Genomic DNA, 245 nt, shown 5'->3' with positions numbered 1-245 from the left:
AAGTAGGTAGCTTAACCGTAAGGAGGGCGCTTACCACGGTAGGATTCGTGACTGGGGTGAAGTCGTAACAAGGTAGCCGTATCGGAAGGTGCGGCTGGATCACCTCCTTTCTAGAGTAGCACTCTTCTTCAAGCGTTCACACTTATCGACTGTCAAATTAAAGAACAGCATTTGGGGCTGTAGCTCAGCTGGTTAGAGCACCGTGTTGATAACGCGGGGGTCGTTGGTTCGAGTCCAACCAGCCC

At 51.8% G+C, this 245-nt stretch carries 1 rRNA gene; it reads left to right on the top strand.

The features are described from left to right. A 16S ribosomal RNA gene (locus GTP90_RS37795) occupies positions 1-110 on the top strand; the annotation flags it as partial. Positions 111-245 lie beyond the last annotated feature (135 nt).

This window comes from Duganella vulcania, from assembly GCF_009857655.1.
Classification (GTDB): domain Bacteria; phylum Pseudomonadota; class Gammaproteobacteria; order Burkholderiales; family Burkholderiaceae_D; genus Rugamonas; species Rugamonas vulcania.
This window is presented reverse-complemented; position numbering and strand designations above follow the sequence as displayed.